The 19,379-nt window shown below is 73.3% G+C and carries 16 protein-coding genes; 12 read left to right on the forward strand and 4 right to left on the reverse strand.

The window, feature by feature from the left end:
* Window positions 1–8 precede the first annotated feature (8 nt).
* The 3 genes from J3P30_RS09010 to J3P30_RS09020 are packed head-to-tail and all read left to right on the forward strand — an operon-like array spanning window position 9 to window position 4,394.
* Window positions 9–1,034 carry an ROK family protein gene (locus tag J3P30_RS09010; RefSeq protein ID WP_210480713.1) on the forward strand — a complete coding sequence of 342 codons (1,026 nt, stop codon included), beginning with the start codon at window positions 9–11 and terminating at the stop codon, window positions 1,032–1,034.
* Window positions 1,027–1,611, forward strand: a complete 585-nt coding sequence (locus J3P30_RS09015; RefSeq protein ID WP_246852743.1) for an SIS domain-containing protein — start codon at window positions 1,027–1,029, stop codon at window positions 1,609–1,611. Before J3P30_RS09010 ends, J3P30_RS09015 begins: the two co-directional genes overlap by 8 nt.
* A complete protein-coding gene (locus J3P30_RS09020) occupies window positions 1,608–4,394 on the forward strand; it encodes a glycoside hydrolase family 38 C-terminal domain-containing protein (RefSeq protein WP_307807450.1) in 2,787 nt (928 codons plus the stop codon). The genes J3P30_RS09015 and J3P30_RS09020 overlap by 4 nt, the downstream gene beginning before the upstream one ends.
* A 192-nt stretch (window positions 4,395–4,586) precedes the next feature.
* Here the strand turns inward: J3P30_RS09020 and J3P30_RS09025 are convergent, their stop codons facing one another.
* Genes J3P30_RS09025 through J3P30_RS09035 form a run of 3 tightly spaced genes read right to left on the reverse strand, consistent with a single transcriptional unit; the run spans window position 4,587 to window position 5,900 of the window.
* On the reverse strand, window positions 4,587–4,877 hold the full coding sequence (locus J3P30_RS09025) for a hypothetical protein (RefSeq protein WP_210480714.1): 291 nt from the start codon (window positions 4,875–4,877) through the stop codon (window positions 4,587–4,589).
* A complete protein-coding gene (locus J3P30_RS09030; protein WP_210480715.1) occupies window positions 4,874–5,713 on the reverse strand; it encodes a hypothetical protein in 840 nt (279 codons plus the stop codon). Before J3P30_RS09030 ends, J3P30_RS09025 begins: the two co-directional genes overlap by 4 nt.
* Entirely contained in the window at window positions 5,703–5,900 is a 198-nt protein-coding gene (locus tag J3P30_RS09035) for a hypothetical protein (protein WP_210480716.1), read from the reverse strand. Before J3P30_RS09035 ends, J3P30_RS09030 begins: the two co-directional genes overlap by 11 nt.
* Before the next feature lie 172 nt (window positions 5,901–6,072).
* Between J3P30_RS09035 and J3P30_RS09040 the strand changes: the two genes are divergently transcribed.
* From J3P30_RS09040 to J3P30_RS09050, 3 genes are read left to right on the forward strand one after another with little or no spacing between them, the layout of a single operon-like run.
* Window positions 6,073–6,639, forward strand: a complete 567-nt coding sequence (locus J3P30_RS09040) for a TetR/AcrR family transcriptional regulator (protein WP_210480717.1) — start codon at window positions 6,073–6,075, stop codon at window positions 6,637–6,639.
* Window positions 6,640–6,659: 20 nt separating this feature from the next.
* The gene (locus J3P30_RS09045) at window positions 6,660–9,749 is read left to right on the forward strand and encodes an MMPL family transporter (RefSeq protein ID WP_210480718.1); all 3,090 of its coding nucleotides are present in this window, start codon (window positions 6,660–6,662) and stop codon (window positions 9,747–9,749) included.
* Window positions 9,746–11,626, forward strand: coding sequence for a YhgE/Pip domain-containing protein (locus tag J3P30_RS09050; RefSeq protein ID WP_210480719.1), 1,881 nt, complete (start codon window positions 9,746–9,748; stop codon window positions 11,624–11,626). Before J3P30_RS09045 ends, J3P30_RS09050 begins: the two co-directional genes overlap by 4 nt.
* A 52-nt stretch (window positions 11,627–11,678) precedes the next feature.
* Here the strand turns inward: J3P30_RS09050 and J3P30_RS09055 are convergent, their stop codons facing one another.
* Window positions 11,679–12,503 carry a sugar phosphate isomerase/epimerase gene (locus J3P30_RS09055; protein ID WP_210480720.1) on the reverse strand — a complete coding sequence of 275 codons (825 nt, stop codon included), beginning with the start codon at window positions 12,501–12,503 and terminating at the stop codon, window positions 11,679–11,681.
* Between the two features lie 183 nt (window positions 12,504–12,686).
* On the opposite strand from J3P30_RS09055, the gene J3P30_RS09060 reads away from it, so the two are divergent.
* The 6 genes from J3P30_RS09060 to J3P30_RS09085 all read left to right on the forward strand — a co-directional run bounded on the left by J3P30_RS09060 (window position 12,687) and on the right by J3P30_RS09085 (window position 19,379).
* Complete coding sequence (locus J3P30_RS09060; RefSeq protein ID WP_307807451.1) at window positions 12,687–13,454, forward strand: fructosamine kinase family protein; 768 nt, start codon at window positions 12,687–12,689, stop codon at window positions 13,452–13,454.
* A gap of 127 nt (window positions 13,455–13,581) precedes the next feature.
* The gene (locus J3P30_RS09065) at window positions 13,582–16,503 is read left to right on the forward strand and encodes a Na+/H+ antiporter subunit A (protein WP_210480722.1); all 2,922 of its coding nucleotides are present in this window, start codon (window positions 13,582–13,584) and stop codon (window positions 16,501–16,503) included.
* A complete protein-coding gene (locus J3P30_RS09070) occupies window positions 16,500–16,961 on the forward strand; it encodes a Na(+)/H(+) antiporter subunit C (protein ID WP_210480723.1) in 462 nt (153 codons plus the stop codon). Before J3P30_RS09065 ends, J3P30_RS09070 begins: the two co-directional genes overlap by 4 nt.
* On the forward strand, window positions 16,958–18,514 hold the full coding sequence (locus tag J3P30_RS09075; protein WP_210480724.1) for a Na+/H+ antiporter subunit D: 1,557 nt from the start codon (window positions 16,958–16,960) through the stop codon (window positions 18,512–18,514). The genes J3P30_RS09070 and J3P30_RS09075 overlap by 4 nt, the downstream gene beginning before the upstream one ends.
* Window positions 18,511–19,062: a Na+/H+ antiporter subunit E gene (locus J3P30_RS09080; RefSeq protein WP_210480725.1), complete on the forward strand. Its 552-nt coding sequence runs from the start codon at window positions 18,511–18,513 to the stop codon at window positions 19,060–19,062. The genes J3P30_RS09075 and J3P30_RS09080 overlap by 4 nt, the downstream gene beginning before the upstream one ends.
* Window positions 19,059–19,379 (forward strand): monovalent cation/H+ antiporter complex subunit F, encoded by a 321-nt coding sequence (locus tag J3P30_RS09085; protein ID WP_210480726.1) that lies wholly within the window; start codon window positions 19,059–19,061, stop codon window positions 19,377–19,379. The genes J3P30_RS09080 and J3P30_RS09085 overlap by 4 nt, the downstream gene beginning before the upstream one ends.

Below are 19,379 nucleotides of genomic sequence, written 5' to 3' on the forward strand. Positions count from 1 at the left end.
AGGACTGCATGGAAGCAGCGAGGCACGCTGTCCTCGGCCTGGACATCGGCGGCACCAAGCTCGCCGTGGGTGTCGTCACGCCGGACGGTCGCGTGTCGGGGTTCCTCGCCGAGCCGACGCGCCGCGAGGACGGCCACAAGGTGACGATCCCGCGGCTGTTCGCTCTCGGCCGGGAGGCCGTCCGCATCGCGCGAGCGGAGGGCGTCCTGGGACCCGGTGAGGACATCGCCGCCGCCGGCATCTCCTGCGGCGGCCCGCTGGACGCCGTGACCGGGGTCCTCCTCGGTCCGCTGCACCTGCCCGGCTGGATCGACGTCCCGATCGTGGACCTCGCCGCCGCCGAGTTCCGCGTCCCCGTCGTGCTCGACAACGACGCGACAGCGGCGGCGTACGGCGAGTACCGGTTCGGAGCCGGCCGGGGCACGAGCACGATGGTCTACCTCACCATCTCGACGGGCGTCGGCGGCGGCGCCGTCATCGACGGCCGGCTGCACCGCGGGGCCGCCGGCAACGGCGGCGAGTACGGCCACATCGCCGTCCGCCCGGGCGGTCGTCCGGGCTTCGGGAACCGGGCCGGCACCCTCGAGGCGTACTGCTCGGGCACGGCGATCGCCGCCCGGGCCACGGAGGCCGTCGCCGCTCTCGACGGCACCGGCCGCACCAGCGTCCTGTCCGCGCTGTCCGTCATCCGGGCCGAGGACGTGGCGGCCGCCGCCCGCGACGGCGACGAGGTGGCGCGCGAGATCTGGAACGAGACGATCGAGCTGCTCGCCGTCGCGGTGACCGATCTCGTCAACATCCTGGAGCCCGACCTCGTCGTGCTCGGCGGCGGCGTGACCCGCTCCGGGGCGCTGCTGCTCGACCCGCTCCGCGAGCAGGTCCTCGCGCAGGCGATGCCCCCGGCCGCTGCGGCGGTCCGCATCGAGCTCGCCCAGCTCGGCGACATGGTGGGCGTCGTCGGCGCCGGCGCCGTCGCTCTCGACCGGGTGGCGCCGTCCACCGTCCCCTCGACCCTTACGGATCTGCATGTCTGACGCCCCGGTCCCGGACTGGATGAACGAACAGCTCGGCGACCACGTCGCCACCGCGCGCGCCGTCGCGGAGCTCCTGCCCACCGTGCGGGAGGTGGGCGAGACCCTCGTGCGGGTCTACGAGAGCGACCGCGTGCTGTACACCTTCGGCAACGGCGGGAGCGCGGCCGATGCCCAGCACCTCACGGGGGAGCTCATCGGCCGCTACAAGCGCGAGCGCCGGCCGCTCGCCGCGGTCACCCTGACCACCGATCCCACGGTGATGACCTGCATCGCCAACGACTACTCCTACGACGACGCCTTCTCGCGACAGGTCACCGCGCTGGCGCGTCCCGGCGACATGGTCGCGGGGTTCACCACGAGTGGGCGGTCACCGAGCGTGGTCGCCGCGCTCGAGGCGGCGAAGCAGCGGGGCGCGACCACCGTCCTGTTCGGCGGCGGCGACGGCGGCCCGGCGAAGGACTTCGCGGACCACGCGCTGATCGTCCCCTCCACGGCAACCCCCCGGATCCAGGAGATGCACACCTTCATGCTCCACGTCATCAGCGAGATCGTCGACGCCTGGGCGGCGGGAGAGTGAGCGCCCCGGCAGGCGCTCGCCCTCACGGCGGAGCGCCGCTGACGAGCGCGGACACGGCCGCGCACGACGCGGCCGCCCGGGCCCCGATCGCGAACGCGCCCGCGGGGCCGCAGCCCCGGGACATGGCGCCGCAGCCTCGACCCCTGTCGACGCCGGACCGCACCCTCTACATGATCGGCAATGCGCACCTGGACCCGGTGTGGCTGTGGCCGTGGCAGGAGGGCTACCAGGAGGCGCGGGCGACCTTCCGGTCGGTCATCGACCGGATGGACGAGTACCCGGACTTCGTCTTCACGTGCGACCAGATCGTCCTCCTGAGCTGGGTCGAGGAGCAGGATCCCGAGCTGTTCGCCCGCATCACGGAGCGCGTGGCGGAGGGCCGCTGGGTCAACGCGGGCGGCTGGTGGGTCGAGCCCGACTGCAACATGCCGATGGGCGAGTCCTTCGCCCGCCAGGGCCTGTACGGCCAGCGGTACCTGCAGTCCCGCTTCGGCCGGCACGCCACCGTCGGGATGAACGTGGACCCGTTCGGGCACAACGCGATGATCCCGCAGATCCTGCGCGGCCACCGCATGGACTCCTACATGTTCCTCCGGCCCGGACCCCACGAGAGCGTCCTCGAGGAGACGCTCTTCTGGTGGCAGGCGCCGGACGGCAGCCGCGTCCTCGGCTACCGCATCCCCTTCGAGTACGGGAGCCCCCCGGGGGCTGTGGACGGGCAGACCGACAAGTCGCTCGGCGCCCTGGACCGGACCATCGGCGACGCGATGGTGTTCTACGGCGTCGGCAACCACGGTGGAGGACCGACCAAGGCCAACATCGAGTCCATCTACCGGTACGACCGGATGGGCTCCTTCGGAAGGATGCAGATGGCCTCCCCGCGCCGCTACTTCGACGAGGTCCTCGCGCGGGGCGACGGGTTCCTCTCGAGCCTCCCGGTCCGCCGCGACGACCTGCAGCACCACTCGCCCGGCTGCTACTCCGCCCACTCCGGCATCAAGGCGTGGCAGCGGCGGGCGCAGTACGCGGTCCTCACGGCCGAGCGCTGGGCGGCCGTCGCGGCCGTGCAGGCGGGCGTGCCGTATCCGCGGACGGACCTGGAGCGGGCCTGGAAGCAGGTGCTCTTCAACCAGTTCCACGACATCCTGCCCGGCTCGGCGATCGAGACCTCGTACGACGACGCCCGCGACCAGCTCGGCGAGGCCGTGTCGATCGCCAAGCGCATCACGACGCTCGCGCACAACACGATCGCGCGGCAGATCGACATCCCGGTCGATCCGGCGACCCAGCCGGTCGTGGTCTTCAACCCGCACCCCTGGGACGTCGAGACCGACGTCGACCTGCAGTTCGGCTCCAAGCCGAACGGAGCGCACGTCGTCGACGAGGACGGCCGCACCGTCCTGTCGCAGCGGACGCAGTCCACTGCGACCACCGACGATCGGAGCCGGGGCGCGCTCGTGTTCCGCGCCGACGTCCCCGCCCTCGGCTACCGGGTCTACCGGCTCCGCCCGGGCGACCCGGCTCCCGTCGACGGCTCCGCGCTGTCCGTCACCGAGACCGTGCTCGAGAACGCGCACGCGCGGATCGAGATCGACCCGGAGACGGGGTGGCTCTCGTCCTACCTGCTCAAGGACAGCGGCATCGACGTGCTCCGCGGCACGGATCCCTCGACCCACACCCAGATCTGCGAGGACCCCACCGACACGTGGGGCCACCGGGTCCTCAGCTACGCGTGGCCAGGGGCTGCCATGAAGGTCGAGCGGATCGTCGTCCGCGAGGCCGGGCCCCTCCGGTCGCGGGTCCGGATCGAGCGCTCGTGGGGCCGGTCCACGCTCGTCGAGGAGCTGTTCCTGGACGCCGACAGCCCGTACCTGACCGTTCAGGCGACGCTCGACTGGCGGGAGCCCGCCCACCTGATGAAGCTGCGCTTCCCGGTGGCCCTCGAGGACCCCGCGGGCACCTACGAGATCCCGTACGGGAGCCTCGAGCGGCCGGTCGACGGCGCGGAGGAGCCGGGCCAGTCCTGGGTCGACCTCACCGGCACCTCGGGCGGCAGGCAGGCAGGGCTGACGGTGGTGACCACCAACAAGCACGGCTACGACGTCTCGCCCGCTCAGGACGGCGGCACCCCGAGCATCGGCGTGACCGCGGTGCGCAGCCCGGTGTACTCCTGGCACGACCCCCGGCTGCTCTCCGACGAGAGCATCTACGCCTACCAGGACCAGGGCGTGCAGCGTTTCGGCTACCGGCTCGTCCCGCACACCGGCGACTGGCGGGTCGCGCAGCCCGCCCGGATGGCGGCGCTGCTCGGCCAGCCGGTCCGGGCGCAGCTGGAGTCCTTCCACGACGGCGCGCTTCCGTCCGCGTTCTCCTTCCTCTCGGACGGCGGCGGCCAGGTGATGGTGACGGCCGTCAAGGGCAGCGAGGACCCGTCGGACGGGCCCGGGGGAGCGGACGTAGTGGTCCGCGCCGTGGAGACGACGGGTGCTCCGGCGCGAGTGACGCTGGACCTCCCGCTGGTGGGCCGCGCGCTGGACCTGGAGTTCGGGCCGAGCCAGATCCGCACGTTCCGCATCCCGGCGGACCCCTCCGCGGCGGTCGTCGAGGTCGACCTCGTGGAGTGGCCGCTCACGGAGAGCCCGGCCGGCGAGGCCGGGACCCCCGGAACGCCGCAGGCGGAGCCGGTGCCCCCCGGCGGTCCCGTCGACGAGACCGAAGCTCTCACCCCGAGCGAGCGGCTCCTCGGCGGCCCGGAGGACGACCTGCGCGGCGAGACCCGCTAGCCCTCCCCGGCTCCGGCTCCCGGGATCCCGCAACTGCGCGGATCAGGAGATTCCACGCGGATCAGGGCCGGGTGCCGTTCTCGCACGCGGATCAGGACGACACGCCGCGAGGTGGCAGGGAAGTCCTGATCCGCGCAGGTGCGGGCGGGTGTCGAGCGGCTGAAAGCTCCTGATCCGCGCGCAGGTGCCGGGTCAGCCGACGAGCGCGGCGGGCTCCGGCGGCTGCGAGGACCGCGGCGGCGTGTGGGTGATGCGGATCGCACCCGTCGGGGGCGAATGCGGGTCCTGCGGAGGCACCGCGGCGATGTCGCCGACGTCCGAGTGCCAGGACGAGCGCCGCGGGCCGTCCGGTGCCGGCTGGGCCGGGCGGGCGAGACGGACGAGGAGCCGGACGAGCAGGAGTGACTGAGCCACCGTCGCGGCGAGACCCGCGACGGCGAGGACCAGGAGCGCCCGCTCGGTCGGCGTCGCCCGCCTGCTCACGACGAGGTCTTCCTCGTGCGCGGCGCGCGCTTCGGCGTCGACTGGTTCTTGTCCAGGGGGACGGCGCCGCTCTGCAGCGGAACCGTCGGCGCCTCGTGCGGCGCAGCCTCCTCCGCGGGGACGGGAAGCGCGACCGTGGGGGCGTCCGGCGTCGAGATCGTCGGCCGGCTGGGCTCGCTCGCGGTCGGCGCTGCCGGTGCTGGAGCGGAGGCGGGGGTCGCGGTCGGCGCCGCGGCCGCGGGCGACGAGGAGGGACGCCGGCCCGCAGCGGCGCCGGAAGCAGCGGACCGGGGCGGGGCCGCCTGCTGTGCGGCGGCGGGAGCCGGGGGAGCGGCGGGGGCGCCGGAAGGAGTCGGGGCGGCGGTCGCGCTCGGGCGGCTGCCGCTCGGGGCCGCAGCGGACGGCGCTCGTCCGCCGGTCGCGGGAGCGGAGCCGGCGGGGCCCGAGGCCACAGGAGCGGAGCCGGCGGGACCCGAGGCCACGGGAGCGGAGCCGGCGGGACCGGCGGGCGCAGGGCCGGACGGCGCAGGACCGGAGCCGACGGGACCGGAGCCGACGGGACCGGACGGAGCGGGCCCGGACGGAGCGGGGCTCCCGGGAGCCGGAGCACCCGGGGCCGGACCGGACACAGGCGAAGGTCCGCCGGGGCCCGGCGCGTGCGCCGGCGGCCGGGGCTCGTTGTGGCGCAGGTAGATCTGCGCCGCCTTCGTCGCGACCAGCAGGAAGCGCACGAGGAGCACCAGGATCGCGATGAGCGCGACCCAGAACAGGATCGAGAATCCGACGAAGAGAACCTGGATGAAGTTCACACCCCACCCGAACCTGTCAAAATCCATGACCCTCCTCGGCCATCTCCTTGGACTCCTTGTGCACGGTCCCCATCGCGACGGCGAGCGTCAGCAGGGACGCCACCACGCTGAGGTAGAACCGCCAGTCGCGCGGACCCGACGAGCCGGTCCGGTACGTGCTGATCGCGCTCACGGCCGCGCTGAGAATCGCGCCGTTCAGGAAGTACTTGCGCATGGGGGCCTCCTCGGTTCACAACATACCGCGCCCCCCACTGCCCAGTCAGCGGGGGCGCGGGGTTGATTTCTCCTGGTCGGCAGTCCATTAAACGAACCGACCCCTGTCCTGGGGGCGGCCATCGCCCCCATTTCCCCAGCGGACTGACCGATCGGACAGTATTGTCGGTCGAGTGACTGTCCCGTCCTCCGCCCTGGCGCTCCAGCGCATCGCTCTGGAGCAGTTCGCGACCGCCGGATTCGGCGGCACGTCGCTCGGGTCCATCGCGCAGGCGGCGGGGCTCTCGAAGTCGAGCGTCCTGTACCACTACGAGTCCAAGGAGGCGCTCCTCGCGGCCGCCGTGCAGCCGGCCGTCGACGCGCTCGGGGCCCTCGTCGCCGGGTATCCGGGGGATGGGAATCCCGACGAGCACGACCGCTTCGTCGAGCGGTTCATCGACTACCTCTTCGCGCACCGCCTGGCCGTGCACCTCTTCATGAACCAGGGCCGCTTCCTGCAGCACATCGAGCCGGTCGCGACGGCCGACGCCCTCCTCCAGCGCTTCGCCGAGGCCATCGCGGACAGGATCCCCGGTGTCGAGGACCGGATCCGCTTCGGCGTCGCCCTCGCCGGCGCGGCGTACTCCCTGGTCGCCGCCGCCAACTGGTCGTCCGAGGAGCTCGCCGACACCGACGACGTCCGGGATGCCCTGCTGCGAACCGTCTCGTCGCTGCTCTCCTCCTCCCAGCCCGCCCGCTGACACACCCGAAGGACACCGGCATGGCTACCCTCCTGTACCGACTCGGACGCTGGGCCTACGGCCGGCCGTGGCGGGTGCTCATCGCCTGGGTCGTGCTCGGCGCGGCGATCGGCACCGGCGCGGTCCTGCTGGGCGGGCAGACCCAGGAGTCCTACGCGATCCCGGGCACCGAGTCGCAGGAGGCGATCGACAAGCTCGACGCCGTGTTCCCGCAGGCCGCGGGGGCGAACATCCAGGTCGTGTACCAGGCCCCTGAGGGCGATCGGGTCGAGGACGACCGCTACTCCTCCGCGATCGATGAGATGGCGGCGGACCTCGAGCGGGTCGACGGCGTCGAGTCCGTGTCCACCCCGTTCTCCGAGTTCGCGACGGACGCCGTGTCGGACGACGGGCGGGTCGGCATCACCCAGGTCACCCTCGACAGCAGCTCCGAGGACGTGAGCGAGGCGACGATCGAGGAGGTCCTCGCCACCGCCGACTCCGCCCGGGACGCCGGGCTCACCGTGGAGTTCGGCGGGCAGGTGTTCCAGGACAACGAGTTCGGCATCACGATCATCGAGGCGTTCGGCGTCGTGTTCGCGGCGGTCGTGCTCGTGATGACCTTCGGATCCCTGCTCGCGGCCGGATTCCCGCTGCTGGTGGCGCTCGTGGCGGTCGGGATCACCGTCGGCGCCATCACGCTCGTCGCCTCGTTCGCGAGCGTCTCGAGCACCGCGCCGATGCTCGCCCTCATGATCGGGCTCGCGGTCGGCATCGACTACTCGCTGTTCATCGTCTCGCGCCACCGCAACCAGCTCGCCACCGGCATGGATCCGCGCGAGTCGGCGGGATCCTCGATCGCCACGGCCGGAAGCGCGGTCGTGTTCGCAGGGCTGACCGTGATCATCGCGCTCCTGGGCCTCCTCGTGGTCGGGATCCCGTTCCTCTCCGTCATGGGCGTCGCAGCGGCCGGCGCCGTGCTCGTGGCGGTGCTGGTCTCCGTGACGCTGCTCCCCGCGCTGCTGGGGCTGGCCGGGCGCCGCCTCGCTCCGAAGCCGGGATCGCGGGCGGCTCGCCGCGCGATCGCGGCCATGTCCGACAACGGCGCCGCCGCACCCGGCCCCGCGGGTGCATCCGCCGCCGCGTCCGGCCCCGAGGCATCGGACATCGACGCCCTCGCCACATCGGACATCGACACCCTCGGCGCATCCGACACCGACGCCATCCCGGCCGCCACGTCCCCGAGCACCGATGCCGCCGCCCCCACGCGCGACACCCCCGACACCGCCTCCTCACCAGGCGTCGCCGCGGTCCCCGTCCGCGCCCTGGACGCAGAGGACGCGAAGCCGTCCTTCGGCACCCGGTGGGTGCGCCTCCTGCTGAAGGCCCCGATCGTTCCCGTCGTGCTCGTGGTCGGCCTGCTGGGGGCCCTGCTCGTGCCGGCGCTGCAGCTCCAGCTCAGCCTTCCGGACAACGGCTCCGAGCCGCGCGACTCCACGCAGCGCAAGGCGTACGACATCGTGGCGGACGCCTTCGGGCCCGGGCGCAACGGGCCGCTGCTCGTGCTCGTCGACATCACCCAGACGACCGAGGTGCTCGAGGACCTCGAGGAGATCCGGGAGCGCCTCGGCGAGCTGCCCGACGTGAGCGCCGTGGGTCCGGGCACGCCCAACCCGTCGGTGGACACCGCCATCATCCAGGTGATCCCGGAGAGCTCTCCCGACTCCCCGGAGACCACCGCGCTCGTGGAGCGGATCCGCGACCTCGCGCCGTCGATCGAGGAGGAGTTCGGCACACCTCTCGCCGTGACCGGGACGACCGCGGTGATGATCGACATCTCGTCCACGCTCGGACGCGCGCTCATCCCGTTCGCCGCGATCGTGCTCGGGCTCTCGATCCTGCTGCTGATGATGGTGTTCCGGTCCCTGTTCGTGCCCATCAAGGCCGCGCTCGGGTTCCTGCTCTCGATCATCGGCTCGTTCGGTGTGGTCGTCGCGGTCTTCCAGCTGGGCTGGTTCGCCGACGTGCTCGGGGTCGAGCCCGGCCCGATCCTCAGCTTCCTGCCGATCCTCCTCATCGCCGTGCTCTTCGGCCTCGCGATGGACTATGAGGTCTTCCTCGTCAGCGGGATGCGCGAGACCTGGGTGCACACGCGCGACGCGCGCAGGGCGGTCGAGGTCGGCTTCGCCCACGCCGCCCGGGTCGTCACGGCCGCCGCGCTGATCATGTTCTTCGTCTTCGCGTCCTTCGTGCCGGAGGGGTCGGGACCGATCAAGCCGATCGCGCTCGCGCTCGCGACGGGCATCCTGTTCGACGCGTTCCTCGTCCGGATGACGCTCGTGCCCGCGGCCATGGCGCTCGCCGGGCGCGCCGCCTGGTACCTGCCGCGCTGGCTCGGCCGGCTGCTGCCGAACGTCGACATCGAGGGCGAGAGCCTCGGAGCGCACCGCACGGGGCTCGAGTGGGCGCGCGCCCGCGACGGCGCCGCCGTGTCGGCCGAGGGCCTCATCATTCCCGGAGCGGACGCCCCGCTCAGCATCGAGGTGCCCTCGGGCGGCATCGGCGTGATCGCCGCGGACCCCTGGGAGCGGCGCGCCGTCCTGTCCGCCCTCTCCGGGCGGCTTCCGATCATCGCCGGGCACGCCCAGGTGCTCGGGCTCCCGCTGCCGAGCGACGCCACCGGGATCGCCCGCCGTGTCGCGCTCCTCGACATCGCCCCGGTGGTCGAGCCGCCCGTCGGCGAGCTCATCAACGAGCGCCTGACGATGACGCGGCCGCCGTTCGGGTCCCGGAGGGCGTCGGCCCGCGTGATCTTCGAGCGGATGGCGAGCGCTCTCGACCTCGAGGGGCTGCCGCCCGTGCGCCGCGGCGACCGCACCGCCGCGCTGCCGCTCGAGGGGCGGATCGCCGTCGCGCTCGCCCTGGGTGTCGCGTCCGGAGCGGGGGTCGTCGCGATCGACCTGGGCGAGACCGAGGGACGCCGACTCGAGACCGCCCTCAGGCTCGCCGACGCGATCGTCCTGCCCGAGACCTCCGTGCTCTTCGCCGCAGCGGCCGAGCCGCAACCCGAAACCCGACAGAGCCGTCCCCTCGCGACGGCCTCCCTCCGTCGAAAGGCGGTCCTCTCGTGACCTCCCTCGCCTCGCGGCCCGCCCTCCGGGCGCTCGCCCTCGTGATCCTGATCCTGGTGCCGCTCGCGGTCGTCGCCCTGTTCGCGGGCGCGCTCTCGGAGGTCGGGTCGCGTGACGGGCGCATCCCCGCCGCCATCGTCAACCAGGACGAGATGGTCGAGCAGACCGAGGAGGACGGCACCGTCACGCCGGTCCTCGCCGGACGCCTGCTCGTGACCGAGCTCACCGGGAGCGGAACCGGAGGCGGCGCCGGCGCATTCGACTGGCGCATCACGAACGAGCGGGAGGCGGAGGACGCGCTCGCGAGGGGCGACGTCTACGCGGTCCTCCTGATCCCGGAGGACTTCTCCGCCGCGGTCACCTCGCTGTCGACCGAGGACCCGACCAAGGGGCAGGTCTCCCTCCGCACGGACGACGCGCACGGGTACCTGGTCGGGCCGGTGTCCGAGGCGGTCGGCGAGGGCCTCGCCGCGCTGTTCGGCGAGCAGATCTCGCAGCAGTTCATCGCCGGGCTCGTCGGCGGCACCGCCGAGGTCAAGGCCGCCCTCACCACGGCCGCGGATGGCGCCACGGGTCTCGAGACGGGCGCCCGCGGCCTCGCGACGGCACTCACGGCACTGCGGGACGGCGCGTCGGCGACCCAGCAGGGCGCCTCCTCCCTCGCGGGCGGCATCAGCCAGTACACGAGCGGCGTCGGAAGCGTCAGCTCCGGGCTCGCGCAGCTCCGCGACGCCACCGGAGGCCTGCAGCAGCTTCCGGGAGCGGTGGGCAACTACACCTCGAACGTCACCGCCAGCTCGCAGGCTCTCTCCGCTGCCGTCGCCCAGCTCGACCCCGCCACGACGGACCCCGCGGTCTACGCGCAACTCCAGGCCGTGTCCCAGGGGCTCGCGCAGCTCTCCGGCGCCGGTCCCGCCCTCGTGTCCGGCGCCCAGGGAGCCGCGTCCGCCCAGAGCGGCATCTCCTCGATCGCGGGCGCCGCCGCGCGTCTGAACGCAGCCTCGGGCGAGATCAGCGGGGCGGCGGGCTCGCTGAGCGGCGGCCTGTCCCAGCTCGTGACCGGGCTCGACGCGTCCGCGAGCGGTGTCACCACGCTTGCCGACGGGGCCCTGGAGCTCTCGTCCGGACTCGCGGAGGGTGCCGCTCAGATCCCCGACTACAGCGAGGAGGAGACACAGCAGATCGCCGAGGTGGGCGCGTCGCCCATCGGCCTCACCACCCAGCGCGCGCACGAGGTGGACGACCTGCCCCTTATGGCGTCCAGCCTGTTCATCCCGGTGAGCCTCTGGATCGGCGCGCTCGCCACCTTCCTCGCGCTCACCCTGTTCACCCCGCGCATCCTCGCTTCCACGGCGTCCAACCTCCGGATCGCCCGCTACGCGCTGGTCCGGGCCGGCTCGATCGTCCTCGCGCAGGCGCTGCTGCTCGTGGCGCTGCTGCACCTCGGCCTGAAGATCGAGTGGTCCGCCCTGCCCGCCACGCTGCCCTTCGCCCTCCTCATCGGCGCGGTGTTCACCTGCATCCACGCGTTCCTCACGGCGTCGCTCGGACGGTGGGGACTCGTGCTGTCGCTGATGCTGCTCGCCCTGCAGCTGACCGCGACCGGCGGGCTGTACCCGATCGAGATCGTGCCAGAGGCGTGGCAGGCCGTCAGCCCCTACCTGCCGATGACCCAGGCGGTCGTCGGCATGCAGTCGATCCTCACCGGGGTCGGCCCGGCCCCCGTGATCGCCGCCGCCATAGCGCTCGCGGCATGGGGACTCGTCGCCGGCGCGCTCACCATGCTCGCGATCGCCCGGAAGCGCTCCGCGTACGCGCTGGGGCTCGCGCACCCGGTCCCCGCGCAGGTCGCGGCGATCCCCGCGGCACGCGTCTGACCCCGCCTCCCTCGCGTCGCGATGCAGCGCGTGGGAGGAGGGGGCAGCCCCGTCAGCGGAGCGCGCCGTCCTCCGGGGCCGGGGCCGGGACGGCGGTGTGCCGGCGCGCGAACTCCAGCGTCGAGCGCAGGAGTTCGAGCCGCTCGTGCTCGTCGGCGGCGTGCCGGGTGTTCACCTCGGCGACGATCCGGCCGTCCCACCCGCTCCCGGCCAGCCACGCGAGGGTCTCGGCGATCGGCTGGGAGCCGGCTCCCGGGGGCAGGTGCTCATCGAAGGCCGTGCCCTCCTCGGTGGCGACCGGGCCGTCGCACAGGTGGACGTGCCGCAGCCGCGGTCCGAGCGCCGCGGCGAGCTCCATGCCGTCCCTCCCCGAAAGCGCGGCGTGCGAGAAGTCGAGCGTGACGGCGTCCGAGTCGAGCTCCAGCGGATCCCACGAGGGCGCGTACACCGAGATCGTCCGGCCGCGGACGGTCCACGGGAACATGTTCTCCACCGCGACGGTCACGCCGTACTCGTCGGCGGTCGCGGCGACGACGTCGAGGAAGCGGCCGGCATACGCGCGCTGCCAGCGGAACGGCGGATGGACGACGACCGTGCCGGCGCCGACCGCGCGGGCGAGCCCCGCGGAGCGCTCCAGCTTGACCCTGGGGTCGCGGCCCCAGACGAACTGCGTGAACAGGAGCACGGGGGCGTGCACGGAGAGGATCGGGACGGCGTAGCGGTCCGACAGGGCGATCAGGGCACCGGCATCGCGGGTGACCTCGTCGCGCGTCACCATCACCTCGACGCCGTCGTAGCCGAGCTCCGCGGCGGTGGCGAAGGCGCGCTCGGCCCCTTCCGGGTACACGCAGGACGTGCTCACGCCGATCGGGATCATGGTCTCCGAGCGTACGCCGACCGGTTCGGCGGCTCCTCCTCCTCTTGGGTGATCTCCGGCGGCGGTCAGCAGCCGGAGAGGTTGCGGGGCCGCGAGAGGGGGCATCGCCTGCGATCGGTCGGGCGAGCAGCGCCGACTCCCGCCCCGGCGATCCCTCCCGGCGTGTCCGGTACTCTCCCTCGCGTGTCGTCGCCGGGATCGCGGTTCTTCAAGCGCTCCGCGTCGCCCGGGGCTGCGGCGGCGGAGGCCGCGGGGCTCGAGTGGCTGCGGGAGGCGCGCGGCGCGCGCGTGGTCCGTGTCCTCGGCGTCAGCGATGACGGGATCGAGCTCGAGGCGCTCTCGCACGCGCGGCCCACGGCGACCGCGGCGAGGGCGTTCGGTGCCGCGCTCGCACGCACCCACGACGCGGGCGCCGCCTCGTTCGGTGCGCCGCCCGACGGCTGGGCCGGCCCGTGCTTCCTCGGCCGGCAGGAGCTCCCCGTCTCGTCAGGGGAGCGGCCGTGGGGGGAGTTCTACGCGTCCGACCGCGTCCTGTTCTACCTCGACCGTGCGGAGCGGCGCGGCCACGTCACTTCCGATGAGGCGGCGCTCGTCCGGCGGGCGTGCGAGCGGATCGCCAGCGGGGAGTTCGACGACGGCGACCGCCCGTCCCGGCTGCACGGCGATCTCTGGAACGGCAACGTCGTGTGGACGGCCGAGGGCGCCGTGCTCATCGACCCCGCCGCACACGGCGGGCACCGCGAGACGGACCTCGCGATGCTCGACCTCTTCGGCTGCCCCCACCTCGACGAGATCGTCACGGGATACCAGGAGTCGCATCCGCTCCGAACCGGGTGGCGGGAGCGGCTGCCCCTCCACCAGCTGCACCCGCTCGCCGTCCACGCCGCGTCGCACGGCCGGTCCTACGCCGCTCCGCTCGCGTCCGCGACGCGCACCGTTCTCGCCCTCTGAAGCGCCGCTTCCCCGCCGCCCCTCCGGGACCCGCGCACCGGTCCCCGGTAGAATCGGGTCGTGCCGCTCGGTTCGTGATCGGACCCCGCACGCGACGACCGCTGGCCGCCCGACGTACGGAGGAGACATGCTCGTCGTCCTCGGCGCCTTCGGAATCGCGTCCGTGCTCGTGCCGGCGCTCACCCCGCGTCTCGGCACCCGCGTCTTCCTGCTCGCGGCGGTGCCCGCGGTCGCGGCGGTCGTCCACGCGGCCCTGGCGGCGCCCGCCGTGTTCGCGCGCGGGGTCTCCGAGCGCGTGCCCTGGGTGCCCGCCCTCGGACTGACCCTCGACACCCGCCTGGACCCGCTGTCCTGGGTGCTCGCCCTCCTCGTCGGCGGCGTCGGTGCCCTCGTGCTGGTCTACTGCCGCAGCTACTTCCGGAACGACGAGCCGCACCTCGGCGCCTTCGCCGGATCGCTGACCGCGTTCGCCGGGTCGATGTACGGCCTCGTGGTAGCCGACGACGTCTACCTGCTGTTCGTGTTCTGGGAGCTGACCACCGTCTTCTCCTACCTGCTGATCGGCCACTACTCCTCGCGGCGGGCCAGCAGGGGATCGGCGCTCCAGGCCCTGCTGGTGACGACCTTCGGCGGCCTCACGATGCTGGCAGGGTTCGTGCTCCTGACGACGGCGGCGGGCACGAGCAGACTCAGCGAGCTGGCGACCCGGGCGCCGGAGGGCGCCGTCGGGACGGTGGGCGCCGTCCTGATCGTCGTCGGGATCCTCTCCAAGTCGGCGGTCGTGCCGCTGCACTTCTGGCTCCCGGGCGCGATGGCGGCGCCCACACCGGTGAGCGCCTACCTCCACGCCGCGGCGATGGTGAAGGCGGGGATCTACCTCGCCGCGCGGTTCTCGCCGGCCTTCGCCGAGACACCCGGGTGGCGCGAGTCGCTCGTGCTGCTCGGCCTCGTCACCATGCTGGTCGGCGGGTGGCGGGCGCTGCGCGAGACCGACCTCAAGCTGGTGCTCGCGTACGGGACGGTCGCGCAGCTCGGCTTCCTCACCGCGGCGATCGGCTTCGGCACCAGGGACGCCCTGCTCGGCGGCCTCGCCCTCCTCGTCGCCCACGCGCTCTTCAAGTCGACCCTCTTCCTCGTCGTGGGCATCGTGGACCACGACACCGGCACCCGCGACCTCCGGAAGCTGTCGGGCCTCGGACGGGCGGCGCCCGCGCTCGCGGTCGTCGCGGCGCTCGCCGCGGCGTCGATGGCGGGGCTGCCGCCGTTCGCCGGGTTCGTCGGCAAGGAGACGGTGCTCGCCGCGATGGTGCACGCCGGCGAGTCCGGGGACGTCCTCGGCTGGATCGCCCTCGCAGGTTCCACGGCCGGCTCGGCGCTCACCGCGGCCTACGCGGCGCGCGTGTACTGGGGCGCCTTCGCGCGCAAGCCGGGCGTCCCGGACGTCGGCGTTATCCGGGAGTCCCCGGCGTTCCTCCTCGCGCCGGCTGTGCTCGCGGTCCTCGGGCTCGCCGGCGGCATCGCCGCCCCGGGCCTCGACGCGGTGCTCGCCCCGGTCGCGGACGTGCTGCCCGCCGAGGGCGAGGTCGAGCACCTCGCCCTGTGGCACGGGATCGGCATCCCCCTGCTCCTGTCCGCCGTCACCATCGGCCTCGGCCTCGGCGCCTTCCTGCTGCGCGAGCCGATCGCCCGGGTCCAGGCGCGACTCGCGCTGCGGAGGTCCGCGAGCGACGCGTACCGGGGCACCCTCAGCGGAATCGACCGGGTCGCTGCGCGGACCACGAAGGTCGTCCAGCGCGGATCCCTCCCGTACTACCTCGCGGTGATCCTCGTCGTGTTCGTCGTCGCCGTCGTCTCGGCCCTCGTCCGCCTCGCCCCGCCGCTGCCGGAGGCGCGGCTGTGGGACCAGCCGATGCAGCCCGTCGCCGCCGTGGTGATGTCGGTCGCGGCGATCGCCGCGACCGTCGCGGCGAAGCGATTCCAGGCCGTCGTGCTCGTCGGAGTGACCGGGTTCGGCATGGCGCTCCTCTTCGCGGACTTCGGCGCGCCGGACCTCGCGCTCACCCAGGCGCTCGTGGAGCTCGTGACCCTCGTCGCATTCGTGCTCGTCCTCCGGCGGCTGCCCGCCCGGCTCGGCACCAAGCACGGCTCCTCGTTCCGGCTCGGCCGAGCGGCCCTCGGGATCGCGGTGGGCGCGATCATGTCGGTCGTCGCGCTCGTCGCCCTCGCGGCTCGCACGGCGACCCCGATCGCGGTCGAGTTCCCGCGGCTCGCCGTCGACGGCGGACACGGCGTCAACGTCGTCAACGTGACGCTCGTCGACATCCGCGGCTGGGACACCATGGGCGAGCTCAGCGTCATCATTGCGGCCGCCACGGGCGTCGCGAGCCTCGTCTTCCTGTCCAGCCGGAGCGACCGGATGCCGGAGTTCGCGCGGCGATCGGGCCTGTCGCTGCTGCGCGGGCGCTCCGGCCGGCCGTCGGCGGACCACGACGACCGCGGATCCTGGCTGCTCGCCGGCCGCACCCTCGCGCCGCGGAACCGCTCGATCCTCCTCGAGGTCGTCGTGCGGCTGGTGTTCCCCGCCCTCATCGTGCTCTCGCTGTACCTCCTGCTCGCCGGCCACAACGCGCCGGGCGGCGGCTTCGCGGGAGGGCTCGTGGCGGGTCTCGCGCTGGTCGCCCGCTACCTCGCGGCCGGCCGCATCGAGCTCGCCGCGGCGGCCCCGGTCAGCGCGGGGGCCCTGCTCGGCAGCGGCCTCCTGTTCGCCACGGGTGCCGCAGTCGTGCCGCTCTTCCTCGGGGTGGACGCGCTCACGTCCACCTACCTCGACCTCGATCTCGGCTGGTTCGGGTCGGTGTCGCTCGTCACCTCGACGATCTTCGACGTGGGGGTGTACCTGGTGGTCATCGGTCTCGTGCTCGACGTCCTGCGCAGCCTCGGTGCCGAGGTCGACCGCCAGGAGGAGGAGGGCGACGAGCCCTCCCTCGCGGGGCGTCTCGAGGCCGAAGAGCAGCGCCGCTGGACGGCGGGAGCGGGAGCCCGCCGATGACCGCGTCCCTCGCCCTGGTGGCCGTGATGGCCGTCCTCTACGCCTGCGGCGTCTACCTGCTGCTCGAGAAGAGCATGACCCGCGTGATCCTCGGGTTCCTGCTGCTCGGCAACGCGACGAACCTCCTGCTGCTCATCGTGTCCGGACCCGCCGGCTCCGCCCCGATCGTGGACGGGAAGGAGTCCGAGCCGTACTCGGACCCCGTGCCGCAGGCGCTCATCCTCACCGCGATCGTCATCACCTTCGCCGTCTCCGCGTTCCTCATGGCGCTCGTCTACCGCTCCTGGCGCCTCGCTCACCAGGACGAGGTGCAGCTGGACGCCGAGGACGTCGCCGTCGGCACGCGCGAGACGCAGCCGACCGAGGCGCCCGACCGCGGGGAGCCCGACACGCCGCCGAGCAACGACCAGGAGGAGGCGGGGGACCCCGTCCCCGCCGACGAGGGGAGCGCGCGGTGAACCTCCTCGTGCCCCTCGTCGTGCTCCTCCCGCTCATCGGGGCCGCCGCCGCGCTGCTCACAGGGCGTCGGCCGCGCCTCCAGCGCGCCGTCACCGTCGCGACGCTCTCGGCCGTGCTCGCGATCGGGGTGGTCCTCGTCGTCGTCGTGGACGCGTCCGGGCCGCTCGTGATGGACGTCGGCGGCTGGCCCGCCCCGTTCGGGATCGTCCTCGTCGTCGACCGCCTCGCGGCGCTCATGGTGTCCGTCTCCGCCGCGGTCCTCCTCGCCGTCCTCGTGTTCGCCATCGGCCAGGGCCTCGCGGACAACGACGCCGAGACCCCGGTGTCCATCTACCACCCGAGCTATCTCGTCCTGGCGGCCGGGGTCATGAACGCGTTCGTCGCGGGCGACCTCTTCAACCTCTACGTGGGGTTCGAGATCCTGCTCGTCGCGAGCTACGTCCTGCTCACGCTCGGCGGCACGGAGGCCCGCATCCGCGCCGGCACGACCTACGTCGTCGTCAGTCTCCTGTCCTCCCTGCTGTTCCTCGCCGCGATCGCGCTGATCTACGGCGCGACGGGCACCGTGAACATCGCGCAGATCTCGGAGCGGGTCGCCGACCTGCCTCCCGAGCTGCAGACGCTGCTGCACGCGTTCCTGCTGATCGCGTTCGGGATCAAGGCGGCCGTGTTCCCGCTGTCCTTCTGGCTGCCCGACTCCTACCCGACCGCTCCCGCTCCCGTCACGGCCGTCTTCGCGGGGCTGCTGACCAAAGTGGGCATCTACGCGATCATCCGCACGGAGACGATCCTGTTCCCGACGCCGGAGCTCAACGAGACGCTCCTCGTCATCGCCCTGCTCACGCTCGTGGTCGGGATCCTCGGCGCCATCGCGCAGGCCGACATCAAGCGGATGCTGTCCTTCACGCTGGTCAGCCACATCGGCTACATGGTGCTCGGCGTCGGGCTCGGCACCGCGGCGGGCGTCGCCGCTGCTGTCTTCTACACGATGCACCACATCGTCGTGCAGACCACCCTGTTCCTCGCGGCGGGACTCGTCGAGCGGGTCGGCGGGACCACCTCCGTCAGCAGGCTCGGCGGCCTGCTCTCGGCATCGCCGCTCGTCGGCGCCCTCTTCCTGATCCCCGCACTCAACCTGGGCGGCATCCCGCCCTTCTCCGGCTTCATCGGGAAGCTCGGGCTGCTCGAGGCCGCCGCGGAGGTGGGGACGCCGCTCGCGCTCGTCCTCCTCGCCGCGGCCGTCGCCGTCTCGCTGCTGACGCTGTACCCGCTCGCGCGGACCTGGAACCTCGCGTTCTGGCGCCCGCAGCAGGAGGTTCAGGAGTACACCTCGGCCCTCACCGCGGAGCTCCAGGACAACCCGTACGGCGACACCACGGTCGCGACGCGGTCGCTGTCCCGGCTCATGGTCGGGGCGACGATCGGGATGGTAACCCTGAGCGTCGCCCTCACCGTCCTCGCCGGCCCCCTCTACGCGCTGGCCGAGCGGGCGGGCAGCGACCTGCAGGGCACCTCGCGCTACATCAGCAGCGTCCTGGGGGACAGGCCGTGAGCGGGGTCCGGCACGGCGACGGCAGCCGGAGGGGCGCAGCGCACCAGCTCCTCCTCCTCGGCGGCCTGGTGCTGCTCTGGCTGCTGCTCTGGGGATCGTTCACCCCGATCGACGTCCTCGCGGGGATCACCGTCGCGCTGCTCGCGACGCGGGTGTTCGAGCTGCCGCCGGTCCAGCTGACCGGGCGCCTCCACGTCGGCCACCTCCTCCTCTACCTGATCCGCTTCGCCGGGGAGGTGGTGGCGGGATCCGTGCAGGTCGCCGCGCTCGCGCTCGATCCGCGCCGGACTCCGCGCGCCGCGATCGTCGAGGTCCGGCTCACCACCAAGTCGGACCTGATCCTCACGCTCGTCGCCGTCACGCTGTCCCTGGTACCGGGCTCCCTCGTGCTCGAGGTGGACCGGCAGCGCTCGACCCTGTTCCTGCACGCGCTCGGCGTGCAGGACGGCGAGGACGTGCGGCGGATCCGGCACCACGCGCTCGACACCGAGTACCGCCTCCTCCGCGCGATCGGGTCGCGCGCCGAGCTCCGGAAGGCGAGCCGATGAGCGTCGTCGACGTCCTGCACGCGGCCACCGGGATCCTGCTCGCCGCGGCCGCCCTCCTGGTGCTCCTCCGGCTGGTCCGCGGGCCGGCGATCGTCGACCGGATGGTCGCATCGGACCTCCTGCTCACGGTCGTCGTGCTCGCGCTCGTCGCCGACATGGCCATCGGCGGGCACACGCGGTCCCTGCCGCTCGTGCTCGCCCTCGCCGGCACGGCCGTCCTCGGCGCGATCGCGGTCGCCCGCTACGTGTCCAAGCACGACCGCCGCCCCGAGGAGTCCGCGGCCCCAGCCCGGGGTCCGGCGGGAAGGGAGAGCTGA

Source organism: Naasia sp. SYSU D00948, assembly GCF_017916515.1.
Classification (GTDB): Bacteria; Actinomycetota; Actinomycetes; order Actinomycetales; family Microbacteriaceae; genus Naasia.

Coding starts and splice junctions, on each gene's coding strand:
- J3P30_RS09010 (WP_210480713.1), top strand. CDS start 9: ATGGAAGCAGCGAGGCACGCTGTCCTCGGCCTGGACATCGGCGGCACC.
- J3P30_RS09015 (WP_246852743.1), top strand. CDS start 1,027: ATGTCTGACGCCCCGGTCCCGGACTGGATGAACGAACAGCTCGGCGAC.
- J3P30_RS09030 (WP_210480715.1), bottom strand. CDS start 5,713: ATGGATTTTGACAGGTTCGGGTGGGGTGTGAACTTCATCCAGGTTCTC.
- J3P30_RS09035 (WP_210480716.1), bottom strand. CDS start 5,900: ATGCGCAAGTACTTCCTGAACGGCGCGATTCTCAGCGCGGCCGTGAGC.
- J3P30_RS09045 (WP_210480718.1), top strand. CDS start 6,660: ATGGCTACCCTCCTGTACCGACTCGGACGCTGGGCCTACGGCCGGCCG.
- J3P30_RS09055 (WP_210480720.1), bottom strand. CDS start 12,503: ATGATCCCGATCGGCGTGAGCACGTCCTGCGTGTACCCGGAAGGGGCC.
- J3P30_RS09065 (WP_210480722.1), top strand. CDS start 13,582: ATGCTCGTCGTCCTCGGCGCCTTCGGAATCGCGTCCGTGCTCGTGCCG.
- J3P30_RS09070 (WP_210480723.1), top strand. CDS start 16,500: ATGACCGCGTCCCTCGCCCTGGTGGCCGTGATGGCCGTCCTCTACGCC.
- J3P30_RS09085 (WP_210480726.1), top strand. CDS start 19,059: ATGAGCGTCGTCGACGTCCTGCACGCGGCCACCGGGATCCTGCTCGCC.